Raw genomic sequence first — 1,240 nt, 5'->3', positions numbered from 1 at the left:
TTTGCGCTTCAATGTCTGCTTGTTGTGCTGAAAGTTGAAATAACTGTGCACTTTTATAACCGACATTTAACAATAAGGCACACACAGCAAAACCAGCCGCCCATAGCCAATTTTTAAGGTGCGGTGAGCGTCGCTCTTTTACTTTAAATTCGCCTTGCAATAAGTTGAATGTGCTACTTTGCTGACTATGCTGAGCAAACAAGGCTAACGGTAGCTCTTCTCCTGCATTGACTATATTAATAGTGGATTGCTGATTTATAGCCTCAAGCGAAGGTAAAGCTGAATAAGCATTAATCGTTAAAACATTGTCTAAGGTTGCATCACTTTTACCTGTGTTTTTAGCTGCATTTTTTTTATCGCTAGCGACTTCTGCCGCTTGCGCTAACGCAATTTTATTTTGTAGCGTAAATTGCCAAGCTTCACTATCAAGCGCATAGCCTTGCCATTCACCTTGACGAATAATTATTTGCGTTTGCTTAGCTTGTCCAGCTACGTTTTGCTCAGTTAAGCTACTTTGCGATGAAACACGCTCAGGATGCAGCGCAATAGCGCTCCATTGTTCGTTAACATACGGCATCGCCAAAACATCAGGTAACATATGCTTAGTGTTAATATCGGCTGCCGCTAACCAAGACTGCCACAATAACATTTGTGCTCGTTGAGTGATGGCAACAAAGCAGTTGTGCTCGCTGTTATCGTTAGTAATATTGGCGTAGGCAAAGAATAACTCATCAACATCTTGTGCTAATTCATCTTCTAACATGTAAGGCACGGCAGAAAGCATTGCTCGGTGTGACTTAGTTGGCAGCGTTAAACGTTTTAATAACACGTCGCAGCCAGGCACAAAAACCTTAACCACACGTTGCTGGGCTTTTTCAGTTAATTCACTTAACTGCTCAGCATGGGGTAACACACCACTGGCAATAATCTCTTGCTCTAGCGTGTTGAATATCAACCAAGATATTTCATCTTGGGCTTGGCTACCTAGGCGTATATATAAAGTTTCGGCCATTAATTGTGTCCTACAGTGCTTCAGTTCGGAAAATAAGTCAGGCTAAAGTATCAATAAAGGTTATTGATACTCACCCAAATTCCAATTACCGATATCATCTTCAGTGCCGACTTCTCCGTCTGGACCGGCAGTAAATACATCCATTTTCCCTTGTTCACCTGGGTTTAATAAAAAGTATTCATTACCCCACGGATCTTTAGGAAGACGTTTTACATAACCACCGTCAGG

The 1,240-nt window shown here is 41.7% G+C and carries 2 protein-coding genes; both read right to left on the bottom strand.

The annotated features are described in order from the left end of the window. A partial coding sequence (gene gspL, locus Q4496_RS17865; protein ID WP_303610966.1) for a type II secretion system protein GspL occupies positions 1-1,012 on the bottom strand: 1,012 nt, incomplete at its 3' end. A 60-nt stretch (positions 1,013-1,072) separates the two neighbouring features. Further along, on the bottom strand, positions 1,073-1,240 hold a 168-nt coding region (locus Q4496_RS17860; protein ID WP_303610967.1), incomplete at its 5' end, for a type II secretion system protein GspG.

This window comes from Colwellia sp. 5_MG-2023 (genome assembly GCF_030547795.1).
Lineage (GTDB): Bacteria > Pseudomonadota > Gammaproteobacteria > Enterobacterales > Alteromonadaceae > Colwellia.
The sequence above is the reverse complement of the archived record's forward strand: the minus strand, read 5'-3'. Positions and strand labels throughout refer to the sequence as shown.